11 protein-coding genes and 1 pseudogene are annotated in these 14431 nt (G+C 68.0%); 4 read left to right on the forward strand and 8 right to left on the reverse strand.

Translation table 11 applies throughout. The features are described 5' to 3' along the window. Window position 1: 1 nt before the first annotated feature. From FHX42_RS18045 to FHX42_RS18055, 3 genes are all read right to left on the reverse strand, one after another. Window positions 2-919 (reverse strand): AurF N-oxygenase family protein, encoded by a 918-nt coding sequence (locus FHX42_RS18045; protein ID WP_182545581.1) that lies wholly within the window; start codon window positions 917-919, stop codon window positions 2-4. A gap of 199 nt (window positions 920-1118) precedes the next feature. Next, window positions 1119-2234: an Rv2578c family radical SAM protein gene (locus FHX42_RS18050; RefSeq protein ID WP_182545582.1), complete on the reverse strand. Its 1116-nt coding sequence runs from the start codon at window positions 2232-2234 to the stop codon at window positions 1119-1121. A 355-nt stretch (window positions 2235-2589) separates the two neighbouring features. Next, window positions 2590-3198: a lytic polysaccharide monooxygenase auxiliary activity family 9 protein gene (locus tag FHX42_RS18055; protein ID WP_182545583.1), complete on the reverse strand. Its 609-nt coding sequence runs from the start codon at window positions 3196-3198 to the stop codon at window positions 2590-2592. 508 nt (window positions 3199-3706) lie between these two features. Here FHX42_RS18055 and FHX42_RS18060 point away from each other — a divergent pair. After that, window positions 3707-4918 (forward strand): annotated as a pseudogene (locus FHX42_RS18060) (erythromycin esterase family protein). A gap of 242 nt (window positions 4919-5160) precedes the next feature. Here the strand turns inward: FHX42_RS18060 and FHX42_RS18065 are convergent. Beyond that, window positions 5161-5562: a four-helix bundle copper-binding protein gene (locus FHX42_RS18065; protein WP_182545584.1), complete on the reverse strand. Its 402-nt coding sequence runs from the start codon at window positions 5560-5562 to the stop codon at window positions 5161-5163. 523 nt (window positions 5563-6085) lie between these two features. After that, complete coding sequence (locus FHX42_RS18070; RefSeq protein WP_182545585.1) at window positions 6086-6487, reverse strand: VOC family protein; 402 nt, start codon at window positions 6485-6487, stop codon at window positions 6086-6088. 874 nt (window positions 6488-7361) lie between these two features. Here FHX42_RS18070 and FHX42_RS18075 point away from each other — a divergent pair. The 3 genes from FHX42_RS18075 to FHX42_RS18085 are packed head-to-tail and all read left to right on the forward strand — an operon-like array spanning window position 7362 to window position 10664. Beyond that, entirely contained in the window at window positions 7362-8612 is a 1251-nt protein-coding gene (locus FHX42_RS18075) for an iron-containing alcohol dehydrogenase (protein WP_182545586.1), read from the forward strand. Window positions 8613-8620: 8 nt separating this feature from the next. Then, a complete protein-coding gene (locus FHX42_RS18080) occupies window positions 8621-9988 on the forward strand; it encodes a MadS family sensor histidine kinase (RefSeq protein ID WP_182545587.1) in 1368 nt (455 codons plus the stop codon). Then, on the forward strand, window positions 9981-10664 hold the full coding sequence (locus FHX42_RS18085; RefSeq protein WP_182545588.1) for a MadR family response regulator transcription factor: 684 nt from the start codon (window positions 9981-9983) through the stop codon (window positions 10662-10664). The genes FHX42_RS18080 and FHX42_RS18085 overlap by 8 nt, the downstream gene beginning before the upstream one ends. Window positions 10665-10756: 92 nt before the next feature. Here FHX42_RS18085 and mftM read toward each other — a convergent pair whose 3' ends face one another. The 3 genes from mftM to FHX42_RS18100 are packed head-to-tail and all read right to left on the reverse strand — an operon-like array spanning window position 10757 to window position 14353. Next, window positions 10757-11677, reverse strand: a complete 921-nt coding sequence (mftM, locus tag FHX42_RS18090) for a mycofactocin oligosaccharide methyltransferase MftM (protein ID WP_328796372.1) — start codon at window positions 11675-11677, stop codon at window positions 10757-10759. Continuing rightward, window positions 11674-13194 carry a VWA domain-containing protein gene (locus FHX42_RS18095; RefSeq protein ID WP_182545590.1) on the reverse strand — a complete coding sequence of 507 codons (1521 nt, stop codon included), beginning with the start codon at window positions 13192-13194 and terminating at the stop codon, window positions 11674-11676. Before FHX42_RS18095 ends, mftM begins: the two co-directional genes overlap by 4 nt. A 10-nt stretch (window positions 13195-13204) precedes the next feature. Next, a complete protein-coding gene (locus tag FHX42_RS18100; RefSeq protein ID WP_182545591.1) occupies window positions 13205-14353 on the reverse strand; it encodes an AAA family ATPase in 1149 nt (382 codons plus the stop codon). Window positions 14354-14431 lie beyond the last annotated feature (78 nt).

The following is a 14431-nucleotide window of genomic DNA, read 5'->3' on the forward strand; positions in this document are numbered from 1 at the left end:
ATCAGATGAGGTTCGCGCGCTTGTAGAACCACGTCGAGGCCTTGGTGAGCAACCCGGCCGAGCTGAGGAACTCCATGAGCCCCGAGCAGCTCGAGCGCAGCAGCGACTTGTGGTGTTCGTTGTTCTTCGCCTCCCGCACGGCCCGCTTGGAGTCGAGTCCGGCGTTGGCGTAGACCTTCTTGCTCACCATGCTCGTGACGATGAAGTACGACACGATCGAGATGACCAGGGCGTTGATCTGGCGGCGCGGCCGGCTCGCGTTGGCGAGCCGTTCCCGGGTCTCCTCCCGGGCGAACTTCATGTGCCGCGACTCCTCGACGACGTGGATGTTGTTGATGGTCCGGACGAACGGAGCGACCCGCTCGTCCCGCATCCAGTCCCGCTGCATGACGTCGAGGACCTCCTCGGCGACCAGGATCGCGGCGTAGGCCGCCTCCCCGAAGGCGAGGGCCTTGAACGCGCGGCCGAGCTCGATCACGACGCGGTGCGGGCGGTACGAGGGGGCGCGGAGCTTCGCGGCACCCCGCGCGAACATGATGGAATGCCGGCATTCGTCGGCGATCTCGGTCAACGCCCACTGGAAAGCGGGATCGGTCGGGTCCTTGGCGTAGAAGTCCCGCAGCACCATCTGCTGCAGAATCATCTCGAACCAGATGCCGGTGCTCGCCACCGAGGCGGCTTCCTGGCGCGTGAGCTCACGCCGTTGGTCCGGTGTCATTTCGTCCCAGTACGACGTTCCGTACAAGGTGCTCCACTCCGGACTCGCGCCGTGGAAGTCGGTGTCGAGCGGCGTCTCCCAGTCGACTTCCTGGGTGGGGTCGTAGGAGAGGGCCTCGGACGAGTCCAGCAACCTGCGAGCGACATCCTGGCGGTCGGAGTGTGTCGGTGCCGTTTCGGATCCGGTAGTGGCACTGGTCATGGGGTCCCCCTTGGTGAGGCGACGAGGTTACCAGGAGGTAACTGTTACTGGTGGTAACAGTGCATCGGCCGTACCGGCCGGGTCAAGACTTCCGGGGCGATCGCCGAAAAATCTCCGGATATGAAGTTCGCCTACCCGTAAGAGGGAGTCGGGAGCGCCGAGATCGTCGCCATCGGGCGAATCCCGAGCACAATTCGTTTCAGTAGGCCGAGGAAGGGGGAGTGGTGGACGCGGTTTCGTCGCCGAAGAGGGAGAGTTGGTGCTGTCGCCGCGTCCGCTCGGCGGGCCGCTCCGCGGTGGAGTTCCGGGAGCCGGAGGCGGTGTCGTGCGTGGTCGGTCCGTGGCGTCGCTTCGCTTCGTCGACCAGGGCCAGCACCTCGTCGCTGTAGGTCTTCGACGGGTACGAGCCCGCTCCGTACAGGCGGGCGTACAGCGGCACCAGGTGTGGGTGCCGCCGTTGCAGCCAGGCTCGGTACCACTCCCGCGCGCCGGGGCGCAGGTGCAGCATCAACGGTGTCACGTCGGACGCACCCGCTCCGGCCAGCGCGGCCACCGTCTCTTCGAGCTGCTGCGGCGCGTCGCTGAGGCCGGGCAGGATCGGTGCCATCAGCACCGAACAGCCCACTCCCGCCTCGGCGAACCGGCGCACCACGTCCAAACGGCGCCGCGGTGACGGTGTTCCCGGCTCCACGTCGCGCCACAGCTCCTCGTCGACCGAACCGATCGACACCGCCACCGAGACCTCGGCACGTCGTGCCGCCTGGCTGATCAGCTCCAGGTCCCGCAGGATCAACGTCCCCTTCGTCAGGATGGAGAACGGGTTCGCCCGGTCACGCAACGCGGTCAGGATCCGGGGCATCAGCCGGTACCGGCCCTCCGCGCGCTGATACGGGTCCGTGTTCGTGCCCATGGCCACCGGCTCGCCCGTCCACTTCGGACTGGCCAGTTCGCGGCGCACGAGCTCGCCCGCGTTGACCTTCACCACGATCTTCGAGTCGAAGTCGTGGCCCGAGTCCAGCTCCAGGTACTCGTGCGAGCGCCGCGCGAAGCAGTACACGCAGGCGTGGGCGCACCCGCGGTACGGGTTGACGGTCCAGCGGAAGGGAACGTGGGAGCCCCCGGGAACCCGGTTGATGATCGACTTGGCTCGGATCTCGATGGCCAGGGCCTCGTCGGTTCCCGGTGCGATGGCCTCGGCGCTCGGCTCCGCCAGTCCGGCGCGCCCGGTTCCCGCGTCGACGGCATCGGGTCGCGGCAGGTCCAGGGGCAGTGCCTCGTGCTCGGCGGCGATCACTCGCTGGTTCTCCCACCTCATGCCTTGAGTCGAACACAGGTTCGATCGCTTGTCCAGTCGTTTCCGGGGGCGTCGGGGCCGGATCGGTGCGATCACGCGCGGCGAGCTCGTCGGGTCGGTGTTGTCGGCCGTCTGCGGTGGGGGATGTTCGTGCTTGAGCCGGGGCCGCTGAAGAAGGTGCCTCGTGGAGAGCTTTCTCGGGAACGAGCGGGGTTCGAAAGCATTGGACTTTTTCGCGCTCCCCCGAGGAGGCCGGCGAACAATGATCGGGGAGAAGTCGCTTCCGGAAGCGTTCCGGGATTATCGGCGGTCGCCGAACGGCAGCCGGAAATTTCCCCGGGTAGGGCCCCGGTGCAGGGGCCCTACCCGGGGGAGGTCAACCGAAGTCGACGTCGGAGCAGGAGTAGAAGGCGTTTCCGGTGTTGGCGATCTCCCAGGCGGCGAAGATCATGTGCCTGCCCTTCTTGTCCGCGGGAAGGGTGATCTCGTGGGTGACGGTGGCCGCCGGCTTCTTGCCCCCGAGGCCGACCTGGTGGAACGGGGCCGGCTCCAGCTGGTCGCGGGTGAGGGGCTTGCTCGGGTCCCAGCCGTTTTTGGTGACGAAGTACCGGAACGACTCGGTCGAGTGCGCCGCGGTGATCTTCCACCGGAACGACACCTGCTGCCCGGCCTGAACCCGCGTAGCGGGCCACTTGCCGCCGCGCTGGTCGTCGAGGGCGGCGAAGCGGTCGTTGCCACCGCTGCACAGGTGTCCGTCGGCCGGGCCACCCCGGGGGAAGTCGCCCGGGCCCTCGACGCTCTGCGGCTCCCACCGGATCGCGCCGCAGCCGGTCACCGTGCCGTCGGCGCACAGCGCCTGCCGGCTCGGGGGGTCCTGGGTGAAGCCGTGCGCCTGCGCCGCACCGGCCGTCACGATCGGCATCGCCATCGTCGCCAGCCCGAACAGGGCGGTCCCGATCGTGCGGTTCGCCCGCTTGGTGAGCATGCGTGTTCCTTTCGGGGTTCGTTAGAACATGAAGATCAATCATGTTTGTCGGGGAAGCTCAGCTTAGATCCTCCGAGTGGGGGTGCGATACCCGTGACGAGCGGAATCACCGAATCGGCAAGTTTCGTTACTCGTCGTTTTCGTCGTTTGGTCGTCGAATACAAAACCAGCCGTGATGTCCGTCGATCTTTTGTAGGACGCACACGACGAATATTCCTTTTCGGGGGCGGGAGGTCGGTACCGCTTCTCCCGGACGGCGACCGCGACCGCGTCTCCGCGTGCCGGGACGATTGCGGAACCGCCGCCGGCGGGTACATCGGGGGAGCGAGCCGACGCGACCCGCGGCGAAGGGCGCGGAAACCGGCCGAGGCGGAACAACCGATGCGGTCGAGGGGCGAGGATGACCAGTACGGAAACGACCGGGCGGATCCAGCGGGAAGCGTGGCCGCTGCGTGAGCCCGGTGACCTGGATCCACTGCTGGACGAGGTGGGCTCGGCCCGAGTGGTCATGGTGGGGGAAGCCTCGCACGGCACCTCGGAGTTCTATCGCTGGCGCGCGGAGCTCACTCGACGCCTGGTGGCCGAGAAGGGGTTCTCGTTCGTCGCCGTCGAGGGGGACTGGCCGGACTGCCACACCGTGCACCGCAGCGTGGTCGGAGCGGCCGGTGCACCGGAGGATCCGCGCGAGGCTCTGAACGCCTTCGCCCGCTGGCCGACGTGGATGTGGGCCAACGAGGAGGTCGTGGAGTTCGCGCGGTGGCTCCGTGCCCACAACCGGGGACTGGCGCGGCAGGACCGAGTCGGCTTCCACGGACTGGACGTCTACAACCTGTGGGACTCGCTGCGTGCGGTGCTGGCTTACGTGGCCGAGCACGAGCCGGATCACCTGCCGGCCGCGCGCGAAGCGCTGCGCTGCTTCGAGCCCTACGGCGAGAGCCCGCAGTCCTACGCGCTGGCGAGCCGGATGGTGCCGGAGAGCTGTGAGGCGGAGGTCGTCGCGCTGTTGCGGGACGTGCGGGCGGCCCGGGGCGGTTCGCAGTCCGACGCGGGTGCCCTGGAGGAGCGGTTCATCGCCGAGCAGAACGCGGAGGTCGCCGCCGGTGCGGAGCGCTACTACCGGGCCATGGTCAGCGGTGGAGCCGAGTCGTGAAACGTCCGGGACGCCCACATGGTCGACACGCTGGATCGGCTGCTCGACCAGTACGGGCCGGAACCCAAGGCCGTCGTGTGGGAGCACAACACCCACGTCGGCGACGCCAGGGCCACCGACATGTCCGCGGCCGGAATGGTCAGCACCGGGCAGTTGGTGCGTGAGCGCCACGCCGACGACGGCGTTCTGCTGATCGGTTCCGCCACTCACCGGGGAAGCGTCATCGCCTCGGACAGCTGGAACGGCCCGGTTCGTCGGATGCCCGTGCCCCCGGCCCGCCCGGGCAGTCTGGAAACCCTGTTGCACGAGGCGCGCGACGGTGCCGACGCCCTGTTCGTCTTCCCCACCGACCAGGAGGACAGGAACGGGTGGCTGCGGCAGGTGCTCGATCACCGGGCGGTCGGCGTGATCTTCCAGCCGGACGTCGAGCGCTGGGGCAACTACGTCCCCACCGTTCCGGGGCGCCGCTACGACGCGCTGCTGTACTGCGATCGCACCACCGCGCTGAGCCCGCTGCACCCGGTGGAACGGGCGGATACCGAGCCGGAGGCCTTCCCGAGCGGCGACTGAAAACCTCGCGGACTCCGCGGTCCCCGCAGGACCTGCGTGAGGCGGAGCGAGGAGCTGAGAACTTCGGGTTCGTCACGAGCTCGACCGTGGAGGGACGGCCGTCGGGTACGAGTGGGACACGGCCCTCCCATCGCAGCGGGAACGGGGCAGCCGACCGGCGCGCGGACGCCCCGGACCGCGTGATCCGCCATGACCGGAGGAAGGAGCCCGGGGGCCGGGCTCCTTCGACGCTCGAGAACGGATCAGCTGATCGTTTCGAGCAGGGACTGGCAGGCTCGGGCGCAGCGCTGGCATTCCTCGGCGCAGATACGGCAGTGTGCGTGCATGTTCGCGTGCTGCTCGCACTGGTCACCGCAACTGGAGCAGGCCTGGATGCAGGCCTGCAGCTGCGCGCGGGTGATGTTGGCGTCGTAACCGGTGTGGCGGGACAGGACGCGAGCGGTGGTGTCGCAGATGTCGGCGCAGTCGAGGTTGCTGCGGACGCACTTGCGCAGCTGATCCACTTTTTGTTCGCTCAGGCAGGCGTCGGCGCAGGCGGTGCAGGACTGGGCACACTGGACCGCGGCCTGTACGGCGTCGGCGAGCAGGGACCGATCGATGTTGACCTCACCCGGGTAGGTGTCGATCATTTCCCGTACGGGCATGGTGCTCCTCCTTCGAACTCGGTTGTCGATGGAATACCCGGATCGCCGGCCCGGTATTCGCCCGTGTGAGGAAGATCGTCCGGCGCTCTCGGTCGAGGCCGCCCCGCCACGCCGTGCCCCGACGGCTCTCGGCCGCCAGCACCGCACCTCGATCCCGGGGGAGACGCTGACGAGCGCACGGGCAAGTGGTGATCAATGCCGCTGCGGTGACCGTTCCCGCGGCAGGGGATCTCCGGAGAAGGCCGGGACCACGCGAGCGGTGGCGATCGGTACGAGCATTCGACTTCACGAGCACGTGCCTGCCCACCACCGACAAGGGGAGCGTGCCCGCGCCGGACTCTTGCCCGGAGCTGGTGGTCTGCTCCACGCGGTGGCGATGACGTGCGCGGGCTGGAGCGACGGACCAGAGGGGAGGCATCGGGCTTTCCGCACGACGGTCGCCGGGTGGTGCGCTGGGAGGGACTGCCCTCCGGGCTGTGAGCGCGATCCCGTGATTCCGGGCGAACCATCGGTGGTCGCCGGGTCACCCGGCGGGCGGTGCGAAGAACTCCAGGGCGATGTTGTCCGGGTCGCGGAAGGACACTCCCGAGCCGTAGTGCGCGTCGACGATCCCGCCGTGGGCGATGCCGAGTTCGTCGAGTCGGGAGCACCACCGCTCCAGCTCAGCGCGGTTCGCGCACGCGAAGGCGATGTGGTCCAGCCCGGGGCGGCGTTCGTCGAAGGGTGCGTCCCCACCGGCGGGGTGGCTGTGCAAGCCGAACAGCTGCCCACCGCCCAGCGCGAACACAGTGTGGTGGAAACCGCCCTTCGGCTCGTCCTCGTCGAGCACGGGTTCGGTTCCGAAAAGGGCGCTGTACCACCGCACGCTGCGCGACAGCTCCGTCACGGTGATCGCGGCATGAGTGATCGGTGGAAATGAAGTCATGAATCCAGTGCTCCTCGCGGAATGGCTTGCGTTGCGGGTCGTGCGAGGAACCCCATCCGGGGCCTCTTCGAGCGGATCCGCCGCTTTCTGAAAGAACCTCTCGTTCCTGCGTCGGCAGTGCCTCATCGGATCTCAGGAGCACGACCGGGATCGTAGAGCTCTTTCGGCCTGTCGGCAATGCTCCGATCGTATGACCTGTCACTTCGACGGATCGTCGCGATCGAGGGCGAGGAGTCCCGGACAACACAGCGGGCCACAGGGTCGCGACAGTTTTTTTCGGTTTCTCCGGTGTCCATGTCGAAGAACCGGGCCGTCCTGGCGCTTCCTCCGCCACGGATGGACGCTGACGGCCAACGAATGGTGGTTCGGTGTGGGGCCTCGGTCACGTGAGACGTGCGAGGAGCCGGGAACCACGCGGTCGACTACCCGTCCGATCGGGCAGGTCGATGTGGCGATCAGGATAGTTAAGGGCGGATGCGGCGGCGATTACCATCCGGAGGGACGCGCGTCCGACGATCGGGTGGTTGGGATCACGTCTGCAGAAGGAGCCGCCGTGGAACGTCGTGCTGTTGAGCGGACACCTCCAGGTGTCGGCGACCTGTCCCGGCGGTGACCGCGCGAAACCTCCACGAAGTGGAACTGATGAGGTGCTTGCGGGATGGGCGATGATGTGTGCCGGGACGGGTCGGACGTGACCGATGACGAGATCCACCGCGTGCACGGCGCGGCCGACCTCACCCTGGTGGAGGAGCGCGTTCGGCGTGGCGGTCCCCCTTGAGCAGTTCGGACCGGTACGCGACGTCATCGATCCAGGAACCGCTTTTTGAGCACGACGATGTAATTTGGAGCACGTAGTCGTCTCGGAGGGAACATCATGACTGGACTTCGTCCGAGAGTGGACGACTCCGACGTCGAGACGATCACCGAACAGCTCAGTGGTCCGAACCGCTTCGCGGGTTCGACCGGCCCGAAGACCTCGCAGCTCGCGAAGTTCCACGCGCCCGAGATCGTGTTCGGCCCGGAATCGCTGTCCGAGCTCGGGCACAGCGCGGGACGTCTGGGCGCCCGCCGCCCTTTTCTGGTCACCGACCCGGGCGTGGTCGAGGCCGGCTGGGTTTTCGAAGCGTGCGAGCATCTCCGCTCCGTCGGCCTGTCGCCCGTGGTCTGGGACGAGCTCACGCCCAATCCGAAGGACTACGAGGTGCAGGCTGCGTACGCCGAGTACGTGGAAACCGGGAGCGACGTGATCATCGCGGTCGGTGGCGGCTCGTGCGTCGACGCGGCCAAGGGAGTGGCCATCCTCTCGGGAAACGGAGGTCACATCCTGAGCTACGAGGGCGTGGACGAGGTGGTCAAACCGATCCCGCCCCTGGTCATGGTTCCGTCCACATCCGGTACCGGGGCCGATGTCTCGCAGTTCTGCGTCGTGACCGATACGGCCGAATCGACCAAGGTCACGATCATCAGCCGCACCCTGGTTCCCGAGATCTCGATCATCGACCCGCGGTTGTTGACCACCATGCCGGAGTGGCTCAACGCCGCCACCGGACTCGATGCGCTCACCCACGCGGTCGAGGCCTACGTGTCTCGGGCGCACAACCCGCTCACCGATCACCACGCACTGCACGCCGTCGGCCTCGTGACGAGGAACCTCCTGCACACGTTGATCGAACCGCTCCAGGTGCAGGCGAGGTCGGCGATGGCGCAGGGGGCGTTGGAAGCGGGCATGGCCTTCACCAACGCGATCCTCGGGGCAACGCACGCGATGAGTCATCAGGTGGGTGGTTTGCTCGACGCTCCGCACGGCGTGATCAACGGGATCCTGCTGCCGCATGTCATCCGGTTCAACGCCGCGCGGGATCCGGGGCGCTACAGTCCGCTGGCGTCGGCGGCGGGGATCGACACCGATCGGGTGCCCAGCGACGAGGTCGCCGACCGGCTCGCCGATCGCGTCCGCGAACTGGCCGATTCGGTTGGTGTCCCCCGTGGTTTGCGGAGTCTGGGGGTGGGCGAGCACAACGTCGGCCATCTCGCCCGCACGTCTCTGCGCGACGCCTGCTTGGCCACGAACCCGCGCGAAATGAACCAAGGGGAGATCGAACAGCTGTTCCGCAGCGCCATGTGAGGCTATCGTTGTCCAGCTTTCCACGCCAGGAGGATCCGGCCACGCTCGGTGAGCTGACCGGGGTTCGCTCCAGCAAGCACTCCTTCTATCCGGAGTACCGTCGGTCCAACGAACGCCTCGCACATACCGTGCAGGCGCTCGACGAGATCTCCCGAGCGCTGGTGCGCTCGGCCGAAGGGCCACGTGCGCTGGTGGAGGCGGTCGTCACGGCCGCTTCCGAGCACCTGCACGCGCAATGGGTGCTACTCGCGGTGTCGGACGGGACTCTGAGCGGTATGCGGCCCGGCCATCTGCTCTACTTCCACGGGGAACTCATCGACCGAGAGGACGAGCTGCCCTCCGAAGTGCGCGAATACTTGCATGTGGTGCGCACGCGACCGTCGGAGCTCGAGCCTTGTTCGGAGGGCACGGGTCGGGTGCGGGCACCGATGATGTTGGAGGACGAACCCGTCGGAGGCATCGTGGCGCTGGCCGGGGAGGACGTGCACGTCGCCGACACCGATTTGGCGATCATGCGGGTACTCGCCAACCAGGCCGCGGTGGCACTGTACAACTCGCACCTGTTCCACACGGCCGCGCAACTGCGTGGACGGGCGGACCAACTCAACGAGGAGGCTTCGCGGCAGGCCAAGCACCTCGTCGAGAGCCGGGCCGAACTCGAACAGGTGCAGCGCAGGCTGACGGCGGCGATCCAGCGTCAGGTGATCGACGAGGAACGGCATCGGATCGCGCGGGAACTGCACGACAGCGTGTCTCAGGCGGTGCTCAGCGCCGGGATGATCGTCGAGGTCTGCCGGTCGGAGCTGGAAGGACTGGACGGTCCGGCCGCGGAGGTCGCCCAGCGCCTGTTTCCGGCCAAGGAGCTGACGCAGCAGGCGGTGTCCCAGTTGCGCTCGGCGATCTATGCCCTGCACAACGCCGCCGACGAAGTTCCGGGTTCGCTCCCCGTGCTGCTCGAGCGGCTGTCGCACGTGCACCTGCCCACCGACGTCGAGGTGACGGTGCGCATCGAGGGCGACGCGATTCCGTTGCCGTCGACGATCGAGCACTCGATGCTGCGCCTGACCGGTGAGGCGCTGTTCAACACCGCGACGCACTCCGATGCGGACCGAGCGTTGGTGCACTTGTCGTACGAGGTGGGCCGGGTGGTGCTTTCCGTCGCCGACGACGGCAACGGTGATCCGGAGAAGCTTCGGCGATCCCTGAGGTTCGCGAGCACGAGCGAGTTCAGCGGGAACCACTGTGGGTTGGTGAACATGTCGGGACGTGCCGAGGAGATGGGGGGGCGATTGGACATACGGCGAGCTGAGCTGGGCGGTGTGCTCGTGTGGCTGGAAGTGCCGCTGCCGTTGACGGAGAGGGAGCTCGATGATTGAGGCCACGAGCCGCAAGAGGGGGGCGTACGACGCCGGCTCGGCCGGCGAGGTGCGGATCATGCTGGTCGACGACCACGCCATCGTCCGGCAGGGCCTGCGCGCCGTCCTGGAACGCGAGCACGATCTCGTCGTGGTCGGTGAAGCGTCCACCGCCGACGAGGCGTTGGCGTTCGTGGGTCGGTGCGAACCGGTGGTCGTGCTGCTCGACCTCAAGCTCTCCTCCGGTGACGACACCGAGGGACTGCAGCTGTGCGAGGAGCTGACCCGGTCCCACGAGTCGCTCGAAGTGCTCGTGCTCACCACGTTCCTGGAGGACAAGCTCGTCGTCGAGGCTCTGCAGCGGGGTGCGCGGGGATACGTCGTGAAGGACGTCGACACCACCGAGCTGGTGCACTCGATCCGCGCGGTGGCGCGCAAGGAGACCGCGTTCGACTCGAGGTCGGCGGCGGCCATGGCGCATTCGATCAGCAATCCGGAGAGTTCGCCGGACCTCACCTCTCGGGAGCTGCGTGTGCTCGACCTGTTGGCGCGCGGGCTGAGCAACCGCGAAATCGGCGGGGAGCTCTACATCTCGGAGACGACCGTGAAGTTCCACGTGCGCAACATCATGCGCAAGCTCTCGGTGTCCAGCAGGGCCGAGGCCGTCTACACCGCGAGCAAGAGCGGGTTGATATGAGGCCGCGGGGGAGAGGTCCGGCGCGCCGCGGTCCGGCGTTCGGGGAGTGATGCGTGAAGCGGGGTCCGGGAGGAACGGCGGAGTCCGAGCGCTCAGGTGCGACTGAGCACGAGCCAGCCGCCGTGGTGCTCTTCGGTCCGGAACGGATGGCCGGTGCCGAGCCCCAGCGCGTGCAGCGCGGCCGGATCGAAGGTGCGGAGGTGGCCGTAGGCCATGGTCGGTTCGGTTTCGAAGGGAACCGCGACGACCACCTTGTGACGGGCGAGCCGTAGCGCTTCTGCCAGCACGGCCGCACCGTGCTGCGGTTCCAGGTGTTCGAGCAGGTGCACGGCGACGACGGTGTCGACAGCACCGTCGGGCAGCGGGACCCGTGCCCCGTCGCAGACCAGCGTGCCCAGCGAAAGTCCGCGGCGGCGCGCCATGCTGCGCAGCAGCTCCACCGTCCCCGCGTTGATGTCGGAGGCGATGACCTCGGTGTTCGTGCGCTCGGCCAGCAGCATCGACAGGAACCCGAAGCAGGAACCCAGTTCGAGGACCCGCCCTTCCGGAACGAGTTCCGAGGTTCGACGGTAGACCGGGACGATCTCGTCGATGGAGGAGCAGTGCTCGCGGGGTTCTTGCGACCACTGCAGGCGGATGCGGTCGAGCGTGTTGCCGTAGAACAGCGACCACGCTTCAACAGGATCGTCCACGGTGGTCTTCACGACTCCGGTGAACACTCGTTCGAACACCTCGGCGCCGCTGAGCCATCCCGGTGCGAACAGCTCGTCGGCGAGCAGGCCGGCGAGCTCGTTGCCGAGGTCGTGGGGACGCATACCGTGGCTGACCTGGAGCCGATCCCCGTTGCGGCGCAAGCAGAAGTGCCGAGTGCTGGTCACCGGCTTCGGGGAGCTGTTCCGGTCCACCGCTGTGCGCCGTACGACCTCCACGAGTCCGTCCGAGTAGTAACCGGGTGCGTCCGCGGCGAACGCGTCGATCGATTCCCCGATGGGCAAGGAGCGCGACTTGGTCACAGTCCGGTCACCTCCGTGGCCATTCGGTCCGCGGTGCGGCGCAGTCCGGTCAGGTCCCGCACCACCTGCACGCGATCGCAGTGCTCGGCGTAGTGCGGCAGGTCGCATCCCCCCAGCCCCCACGAGTAGCGGGGCTCCGGGGTGAGCCAGATGAGCTCCTTGCACATCCGCGATATCTCCTCCAACGCCGGGAGGTTCGGCGGCAAACCGTTGTTGCGACCGTCGCCCAGGACGACGACCGTGGTGCGCCGGTCGAGCGCTCCGCGGAACTCGTCGAGGAAATCGCCGAACACCTGGCCGTAATCGGAGTCGGCGTCGACGTCGAGGGTGTGTCCGTCGAAGATCAGTCCGAGCGCGTGTTCGGCCGGATGCGCGCTGAACAGCGAGGTGGTCTCGGCGACTTCGGCGACGAAGGCGAAACTGCGCACCTTCCGGAACTGGTTCTGCAGACCGTGCACCAGGTGGAGGGTGAACCGGGCGGTGGCGCGCACCGACAGACTCACGTCGGCGAGCACGATCAGCCGCGGTTTGTCCTCGGTGCGGCGCACCGTGATCGGGCGGAACGGCACCCCGTCGAAGCGCATGTTGCGGCGCATGGTCCGGGCCGAGTCGATACGCCCCCGGGTGGAGACCACGCGGCGGCTGGTGAGCCCGCCGCGCAGGGTCTGCGCGAGCTGGTTCAGCGAATCCTCGAGTTCCTCGCGCTCGCCGTGGTCGATCCGGTCCAACACGGACGGATCGTTGAGTGCGCCGTCGGTGCGCTCTCCTGCGGCGAGCAGCCGCGCGATGTGTTGTTCCAGCGCTTCGGGCAGGTTCTTCAGCACCCCGGACAGCCGTTCGCGCAGCGCGGCGGCATCGTCGATGTCCCCGTCGTCCTGCCCGCCGTCGGGGTCGGTCAACGGGGAGAGCCAGCCCAGCAAAGCGTCCTGCTGCTGGTCGGTCAGGTCGGCGTCGATGCGGTGCGCGTTGGCCGACGACAACTCCCCGGGCGGCGGTGTGCCACCCATGCGGTCGGTTTCCAGCTGTACGTGGTCGCTGTTGCCGATGCCGGCCACGTCGTCCTGGGAGAGCACGAGCTCGTCCTCGGAGTCGGAGCTCATGTTGATCGGGTTCAGCTCCGGATGCGGGCTGTAGCGTTCGATGAGGTCGTTGTCGTCGAACAGCTCGCCGACTTCCGCGTCCGGGCTTTCCATGTCCGCGCGCGGCGGGCGCTGTTCCACATCGCCGAGGGTGAAATCCTCCAGAGCCGCGCCCGCCGCCCGCTCCGGCTCCTCATCGGTGTCCTCGACGGAGGCGGCCGGTGCCGCGACGAAGATGGCGGCGAACAGCTCGTCGAACACCGGATCGTCGCGCTGGTCCTTGATCAGCGCGCTGCGCAGCGTCTCCCGGAACACCGTGCGGTCGGCCAGCACCCCCGGTGCACACAGCCCGCGCAGCGCGTCGAGCACTTCGGAGACCGAGAGGCGCACACCGCGCGTCCGCAGCAGACGGGCGAAACGCAACACCGTGGACGTCATACCCGCTCCTTCACTCGTTCCCGCGGCGGCGGAACTTGGAGGTGAACGACCGTTCCCCCTGGCCGGCACTCACCCGTGGCGGCGCGGGGTGGCCGCCGTCGCCGGGCTGGCTGCGTTCCCCGTAGGTGCCGGGGCCGTGCCTCCCCGGTTCGTCCTTGGCGCTGCGCACCTCTCGGCCGTCCCGGTCGGCCGGACGGGCGGTGCCGGCGAGTGCCGCGCCGGCGGACGCGGGGCTTTCGCCTTTGACGAGCTCGTCCAGCTGCTCACGGGCGCGGGCGAGGTCCTTGTCGTACTTGAGCACCACCGACAGCGTGGATTCGAGTTCCTCGGTGCCGAGTTCGGCGATGCCCAGCACGGTCAGCGTGCGCGCCCAGTCGACCGCTTCCGAGATGCTCGGCGGTTTTCGCAGGTCCAGTTCACGCAAGCCGCGCACCACCTGCACCAGGTGCTCGGTCAGCGCGTCGCCGAGTCCGGTGCTCTTGGACCGGATGATCTCCAGTTCACGCTCGGCATCGGGGTAGTCGAGAAACAGGTGCAGGCAGCGACGCTTCAGCGCCGAGGACAGCTCGCGGGTGTTGTTCGAGGTCAGGACCACGTACGGCGGGTGCTGCGCGATGAAGGTGCCGAGTTCGGGTATGGAGATCTGCCCTTCGGCGAGGATTTCCAGCAGTACCGCTTCCAGCGCCTCGTCGGAGCGGTCGATCTCGTCGACGAGCAGCACCACCGGAGTCTCCGAGCGGATCGCTTCGAGCAGCGGCCGCGTGGACAGGAAGCGTTCGGAGAAGAACACGTCCTCGTGCGCACCGATCTCCTCGACCGCCCCGGCGATGTCGGTGGAGCTTCCGACGATCTCGCCGATCTTCTCCCGCAGCATCTGGGTGTAGAGCATCTGCTTGCCGTAGTCCCACTCGTACAGGGCCCGGCTCTCGTCCTGCCCCTCGTAGCACTGCAGCCGCACCATGCGCCGCCCGGTGGTCTCGGCCAGGGCGCGGGCGAGTTCGGTTTTGCCGACGCCGGCGGGGCCTTCCAGCAGCACGGGCTTTTCGAGCCGGGTCTGCAGGTACACGGTGGTGGCCAGTCTGCGGTCGGCCAGATAGCCGACCTCGGCCAGGCTGCTGATGGTGTGCTCGACGGAGTCGAAGCTCGGCGTGGGACTCACGGACTCGCCTTTCCACGTGGTTTCCGGTAGGGCGGACCGGCGCCCGCCCGGCTGCTGCGGGCGGGCGCCGGTGGCGGG

Source organism: Halosaccharopolyspora lacisalsi (genome assembly GCF_014137975.1).
GTDB lineage: Bacteria > Actinomycetota > Actinomycetes > Mycobacteriales > Pseudonocardiaceae > Halosaccharopolyspora > Halosaccharopolyspora lacisalsi.

Excerpts from the sequence above, each read along its gene's own strand:
- FHX42_RS18095 (WP_182545590.1), bottom strand. The coding sequence starts at position 13,194 with ATGACGTCCACGGTGTTGCGTTTCGCCCGTCTGCTGCGGACGCGCGGT.
- FHX42_RS18045 (WP_182545581.1), bottom strand. The coding sequence starts at position 919 with ATGACCAGTGCCACTACCGGATCCGAAACGGCACCGACACACTCCGAC.
- FHX42_RS18070 (WP_182545585.1), bottom strand. The coding sequence starts at position 6,487 with ATGACTTCATTTCCACCGATCACTCATGCCGCGATCACCGTGACGGAG.
- FHX42_RS18085 (WP_182545588.1), top strand. The coding sequence starts at position 9,981 with ATGATTGAGGCCACGAGCCGCAAGAGGGGGGCGTACGACGCCGGCTCG.
- FHX42_RS18050 (WP_182545582.1), bottom strand. The coding sequence starts at position 2,234 with ATGAGGTGGGAGAACCAGCGAGTGATCGCCGCCGAGCACGAGGCACTG.
- FHX42_RS18075 (WP_182545586.1), top strand. The coding sequence starts at position 7,362 with ATGACTGGACTTCGTCCGAGAGTGGACGACTCCGACGTCGAGACGATC.
- FHX42_RS18065 (WP_182545584.1), bottom strand. The coding sequence starts at position 5,562 with ATGCCCGTACGGGAAATGATCGACACCTACCCGGGTGAGGTCAACATC.
- FHX42_RS18055 (WP_182545583.1), bottom strand. The coding sequence starts at position 3,198 with ATGCTCACCAAGCGGGCGAACCGCACGATCGGGACCGCCCTGTTCGGG.